At 48.3% G+C, this 6300-nt stretch carries 5 protein-coding genes, 1 rRNA gene and 1 CRISPR repeat array; of the genes, 4 read left to right on the top strand and 2 right to left on the bottom strand.

What is annotated here, in order from left to right; genetic code table 11:
• A partial coding sequence (locus K341_RS11975; protein WP_037349187.1) for an IS5/IS1182 family transposase occupies window positions 1–261 on the bottom strand: 261 nt, incomplete at its 3' end.
• A 542-nt stretch (window positions 262–803) separates the two neighbouring features.
• A CRISPR array of direct repeats spans window positions 804–1530; the repeat unit is 35 nt; unit sequence GTTGCACAGGCGAATACCGCTTGCGGTATTGAAAC.
• Between the two features lie 281 nt (window positions 1531–1811).
• Between K341_RS11975 and K341_RS0110550 the strand changes: the two genes are divergently transcribed.
• The gene (locus K341_RS0110550; RefSeq protein ID WP_026762774.1) at window positions 1812–3743 is read left to right on the top strand and encodes an ATP-dependent helicase; all 1932 of its coding nucleotides are present in this window, start codon (window positions 1812–1814) and stop codon (window positions 3741–3743) included.
• Between the two features lie 50 nt (window positions 3744–3793).
• On the opposite strand, the gene K341_RS0110545 is transcribed toward K341_RS0110550, so the two are convergent.
• Window positions 3794–4357 (bottom strand): hypothetical protein, encoded by a 564-nt coding sequence (locus K341_RS0110545; RefSeq protein ID WP_026762773.1) that lies wholly within the window; start codon window positions 4355–4357, stop codon window positions 3794–3796.
• 96 nt (window positions 4358–4453) lie between these two features.
• Between K341_RS0110545 and rfbA the strand changes: the two genes are divergently transcribed.
• From rfbA to K341_RS0110530, 3 genes are all read left to right on the top strand, one after another.
• The gene (rfbA, locus tag K341_RS0110540; protein ID WP_009438005.1) at window positions 4454–5329 is read left to right on the top strand and encodes a glucose-1-phosphate thymidylyltransferase RfbA; all 876 of its coding nucleotides are present in this window, start codon (window positions 4454–4456) and stop codon (window positions 5327–5329) included.
• Between the two features lie 10 nt (window positions 5330–5339).
• Window positions 5340–5894 (top strand): dTDP-4-dehydrorhamnose 3,5-epimerase, encoded by a 555-nt coding sequence (rfbC, locus tag K341_RS0110535; RefSeq protein WP_026762772.1) that lies wholly within the window; start codon window positions 5340–5342, stop codon window positions 5892–5894.
• A 281-nt stretch (window positions 5895–6175) separates the two neighbouring features.
• A 16S ribosomal RNA gene (locus K341_RS0110530) occupies window positions 6176–6300 on the top strand; the annotation flags it as partial.

Below are 6300 nucleotides of genomic sequence, written 5' to 3'. Positions count from 1 at the left end.
CTTCATGGCATAGCTGTCATAGATTGCATCCTCGATTCCCTCGTCCGAGAGACCGAACCAGTTCTGCATGAGATACATGCGCAGCATCGTTTCGAGCGGGATTAACTTCCTGCCACGCTCTTTCTGGACGTAGAACGGCGCAATGAGTTCCATCCATTCTTTCCAAGGGATGATGGATTCCATGGCATCCAGGAAGGCTTCACGCTTTGTTGTTCTATTACGGTTTGCGTATTCCATGTCTGTAAATGTTTGCTGCACCATTTTTGTCTCTCCCTCATCGTTTATTGTTTTTCTCTATTGTAATCTTTCAAGGCAGAGTTGCGCAACATAAGAATTTATCAGTGTTTCCTAAATTATTGATTCGAGGGAAAACGTCGCGCCTCCTGCAAATAGAGCAAAGAAACCGTTAAAAAATTTGAAAAAGGAAAGAGAAGGTATATCATCTTTTATCATAGAACAAACGAAAGCAAAAAGATGGAATATAGTATAATAAAAAGAAAACAATTATACTTGTCAAAATCGGCACACATATAGAAAACCTCAGGCGAACCCTGAGATCCGCATTCTACCGTCGAGGTTTTCGATCACCTCACAAAAATATGGGAAAAGAGCGGACATATTAGCATATTTTTCCAATATACCCTCTCCAAAAGGAAGAAAACCTTGCGAAAAAGGGAAAAAAGTGATAAAGTACACACATCGGATGAAAACCTCCGCCGAGACCGGAGAGCCGCATTCCACCGTCGAGGTTTTCGAAATGTACCGATTTACGCTAGCACCCGCGCGGCTTCAGCGGGTATGCTGTTGCACAGGCGAATACCGCTTGCGGTATTGAAACTTGACGTAGCCGTTAATGACGTTCGCCGCGTACGGTTGCACAGGCGAATACCGCTTGCGGTATTGAAACATAGACGTACGGGTGATTGCCATCTTGGTCTCGTTGTTGCACAGGCGAATACCGCTTGCGGTATTGAAACAAGCCGTAATAACCTTGAACTATCAGTTTCACCGGTTGCACAGGCGAATACCGCTTGCGGTATTGAAACTAAATTAAGGTGATTTGCTGTACGTGACTACTTTGTTGCACAGGCGAATACCGCTTGCGGTATTGAAACTTCCCATTGGGCGCCAGGAGTTACGACTCGTTTATGTTGCACAGGCGAATACCGCTTGCGGTATTGAAACAGAACGCTCGCGGCCATTGAAGCGCGACGTACGGGTTGCACAGGCGAATACCGCTTGCGGTATTGAAACTCTATTGGAGTCATGTCCCCGAAGATACCTCTAGGTTGCACAGGCGAATACCGCTTGCGGTATTGAAACTTTAATGAGGAAGTTAAAAAGCAGGTAATAAGGTGTTGCACAGGCGAATACCGCTTGCGGTATTGAAACAGAAGCACTATGTTTTTCAACTTCCCGCCGTTTTGTTGCACAGGCGAATACCGCTTGCGGTATTGAAACTTTAATGAGGAAGTTAAAAAGCAGGTAATAAGGTGTTGCACAGGCGAATACCGCTTGCGGTATTGAAACTCCATGAATTGGCTCTCACAGAGGTCAATCTCGGTTGCACAGCTTACATATTTCATACAAAAAATACCACTCGAAAAATCGAGTGGTATTTTTGCGTGGAGATGCAATGCGAACATCCTTACAGGGAAAACCTTCTCAAAACGCTTTGTTAATGATTCCAAAAGTATGAGATTTAGCGTATAATCACTATGATGATTTGAGAGCTATTTTAACTACAGGGATTTGCGCATAGATATTAGGAAATTCGTGATGTGTGAGCGAGAAAGGGCGTGCTCCCAGGGATGAATGAGAAGCAAAAGGCGATACTGGCAGAGCTCAACGAGCAGCAGCGTCTTCCGGTGCAGGAGTATAAAACACCGTCGCTCATTATCGCGGGGGCAGGGGCGGGCAAGACGAAGACGATTGTCTCTCGCACTGCCTATATGATTGAGGACGGCGTGTCACCCGCTAATATACTGTTGTTCACTTTTACGCAGAAGGCTGCGGATGAGATGCGAACGAGAGTTATTCAAGCGCTTGGCGATGAGGCGAGAGGAATTTTTGTCGGGACTTATCATTCATTTTGTGCAAAACTTCTCAGGTATTTTCAAAATCGCTTTTCGGGGTATACAAATCAATTTTCCATTTATGATGAAAAAGATGCGATGAATCTCCTAAAAAAGGCGATGCGCAGCATCGGGCAAGAGCGCCGGGGTATTCCGGCTAAAATGGTCATGACGATTATCGGCCGATGGAAAGAAAAACGTGTCACACCAGAAATGGCAATAGCTCAAGAAAAAGAGGAATTAAGGCGGTGTATCGCTTCGTATTATGAAATCTATCAGCGGATGCTCAAAGAGGTGAATGCACTTGATTTTGGAGATCTTATCAATTTCGCGATCAAAGCCATGGAGGAATACGATGATGTTCGTGAAGCTGTCAACCGCAGATTTCGCTATGTGACCGCTGATGAATGTCAGGATTCGTCCTCTTCGGATCTGCGCTTAATAGAATTGTTATGTCCCGGTATGCGGGGGATGTGCATGGTGGGGGATGATAGTCAGAGTATGTATTCGTTTCGCGGGGCGGATTTGAAGAAATTCTTTCATTTTATTCAAAAGGCGCGCCTCAAAAAATTTTATCTGGAACAGAACTACCGCTCAACAAGGAATATCGTTGAGGGGGCAAATTGTGTGATACGAAATAACGAGCACTCGCTGGAGAAAAATATGTTTACGGAAAATACTGCCGGAACAAAGATTCTTTCTCTTGGTGCATCGGACGAATATGAACAAGCGAATCAGATTGCCAATATGGTTCGTTCTTTTGGGGAGAAAGGCATCGCGTTACGGGATATAGCCGTGCTGTATCGCTCCGGATTCCTTGCGGAATCCATCGAATACGGCTTGCTCAAGGAGAAGATTCCGTATCGTATCCATTCGAATACACCGTTTTGTGCAAGAAAAGAAGTGAAGGATATCCTTGCGTGTCTGCGATTGATTCATTCTTCGGGGGATTTTGCAGCGCTTGAGAGGGTTCTAAAACTTCTCGGCGGAGGTTTTCGTGCGAAAGACATACCGGATGTTGCGGTAATTGATATTTGGAGCGATCCTGCGCTTACCCTTGAGAAGATCGTCGTCACGCTGCGACGATATGAACGCGAGCAGACTAGAGGGCGTATGTATATCGGAGCCGTATATCGGTTCTTATTGCAATTAGCGGAATTGCGAGATGCGCACATTTCGGTTCAATCCATGATTCAGAGGATCATTGATATACTTGATTATCATGCAATCATTGAGCGCAGCTTGAGAAAAGGCGAGAGTATCGTTCCGCATTTTGAAAATATTAATACGATGCTCTCGGTGGCAAAAGAATATGATTCGTTGGATGAGTTTATTGTTTCCGTTATGGCGGCGGAGGATGCGGGGGATGACGAAAGATTCGACGGCGTGAATTTAATGACCATACATGCTTCCAAAGGCTTGGAATTTCGGATTGTTATTGTCGCCGGATGCAGTGAGGGTCTTTTCCCAACCAATAAGGCGATACAGAGCGGTAACATCGAGGAGGAGCGCCGCATCTTTTATGTGGCTATGACTCGTGCAAAGGAATATTTGGGGCTGATATATCTTAAATCCATAACGAAATCCGTCGGCGATTCGCAACGATATTTTTGCTCGCGCTTTCTAAACGAAATTGATGAGCGTTATATTATTCGGCGAGAAAAATAAGAGAGATAGCAACAGTCTCATCCAATCGGTATGGTCGGATGAGGCGGTTTTTAGTGCAGCGGGGTGTTGCCGATGGAGAGTGGCAGCGTGTGTGCGGCGTCTGCCATGGCGCGGAGCTTTGCGGCGCTGTATTTTGCCCAGATTTCGGAGACATTCTTTTGGAAGGCAAGGGCGGAGCGTGGCTGAGCGAGCTGTGTGCAGACATTTTTTCGGATGATCTCCGCAAACTCCTCGGGGATCCTTGCCGTGCGCTGTGCGAGCAAGATTTTCAGATTTGTATCGACGAGGTAGAGATGGATGGTCGGATCGCGCAGGTCTCTCTCGCTCGGCAGCAGTTCGTCCTTGACGAGGGAGAGGGAGAGCGGTGCGTCACCCCATCCGTCTTTGAAGATGCCGTCGATACGGTAGAGGAAGAACAGAATGCCGCCTACCTCCGTGACCGCGATTTCGATTTCGCCTGTGCGGAATGCTTCGACGGCCACGACGTCCGCCCGTGATAGCTGGAGCAGGAACATTATCCCGTTTTTATCGACTTGGAACATCCCGCCGTCCGCCTGCGCGAGAATGGGCAGGGGGAACGGTTCGCCGACAGCAAAATTAACTGATTCGCTCATAAAAGTCCTCCTTTATTTTCCTATATCATAACATAGACAAGGAAAAGTCGCCATTCTTGTCGAAATTCTATAAGCATCAAAATGGAGAGGTGACGTATGATAAGAAAGGGCATCATCCTCGCAGGGGGCTCGGGAACGCGGCTCTATCCGCTGACGAAGGTCGTATCAAAGCAGCTCATGCCGATCTACGACAAGCCGATGATTTACTATCCGCTCAGCACGCTGATGCTCGCAGGGATTCGTGACATTCTCATCATCACGACGCCGGCCGACAGCGAACTCTATCAATCGCTCCTTGGCGACGGCAGCCGGTATGGTCTTTCGATTTCCTATGCCGTACAGCCGCATCCGGACGGACTCGCGCAGGCGTTCCTCATCGGAGAGAACTTCATCGCGGGCGAGGGATGCGCACTTGTCCTTGGAGATAACATCTTCTATGGATCGGATTTTGCGCAGGTACTGCAAAATGCTGTGCAGCGCGATACAGGCGCAACGGTCTTTGCCTACTACGTCTCTGATCCGGAACGGTACGGCGTCGTTTCCTTTGATGAGGTGGGGAATGCAACCTCTTTGGAGGAAAAGCCGAAGCATCCGCAGTCCAACTATGCGGTGACGGGACTTTACTTCTACGATGCAGACATTGTGGACGTCGCGCGGACGATTCGCCCCTCGGCACGCGGGGAACTGGAGATTACGGATGTCAACATTGCGTATCTGACGGCCGGGAAGCTTTACGTTGAGCGTCTGCGGCGCGGCTACGCGTGGCTCGATACGGGGACGCACGAATCCCTCCTCTCGGCGGCAACATTCGTCCAGACGATACAGGCGCGGCAGGGACTCAAGATTTCCTGTATCGAGGAGATCGCGTATCGCATGGGCTACATCGATGCCGAGCAGGTGATGCGGCTTGCGGAACCGCTCGCGAAGAACGAATACGGCGACTATTTGAAACGCGTGATTAACGATAGATAGAAGGAACTTTATGAAGGTTATTGAGACGAAACTGCCCGGCGTGCGCATCCTGGAGCCGCAGGTATTCGGGGATGCGCGGGGCTGGTTTATGGAGAGCTGGTCGCAGAAGAAAATGGAGGATGCGGGCATTCACGTCGACTTTGTGCAGGACAATCACTCTTTTTCGGTACAGAAGGGAACGCTGCGCGGACTGCATTATCAGCTGAATCCCATGGCACAGGCAAAGCTGCTGCGCGTATCACGCGGCGCCGTCTTTGACGTTGCGGTCGACATTCGCCGCGGCTCGCCGACCTATGCACAGTGGATCGGAATCGAGCTTTCAGCAGAGAATTATCGTCAACTCTTCATTCCGCGCGGCTTTGCCCATGGGTTTATTACGCTCACCGATAATGTTGAGGTGCAGTATAAGGCGGATAATCTCTATGCGCCGGATTGTGACGGTAATATCCGCTGGGATGACCCTGCCATCGGTGTCGCGTGGCCGTTCACCCCTGTCGTCCTTTCGGAGAAGGATGCCATTGCGCCGAGTCTTGCGGAGCGGACAGAACTGAACTTCGTTTATTAAGATGTAAGATATTCACTCATTTTAGCTTAGATTTTTTCAGCTTTTTTGACAAAATCAAGAAAAAGGGGCTTGACGAAGAAAAGCCGTTGTGTTATATTATGACAGTCGCGCTGATGAAGGCTAGAGGCTCTCGAGGCGCACGAGATGTACCCTGAAAACTACACAATGCAGAGAGGTTAGAGTAATATCTAACCGAAGCCAGATGCAACATCGTTGATAATTTGGTCAACGAAAACAATTCTTTTACAGAATGACATTAATGAGTCTAGAGAGGCTCTTCTTTTACGGAGAGTTTGATCCTGGCTCAGGACGAACGCTGGCGGCGTGCTTAACACATGCAAGTCGAACGGAGCGAATGAAAGCTTGCTTTTATGAGCTTAGTGGCAAACGGGTGAGTAACACGTAG

Source organism: Centipeda artemidis DSM 19719 (assembly GCF_000426665.1).
Classification (GTDB): Bacteria; Bacillota; Negativicutes; order Selenomonadales; family Selenomonadaceae; genus Centipeda; species Centipeda artemidis.
Note: the sequence above shows the minus strand (reverse complement) of the source record. Positions and strands in the feature narration are given on the sequence as shown.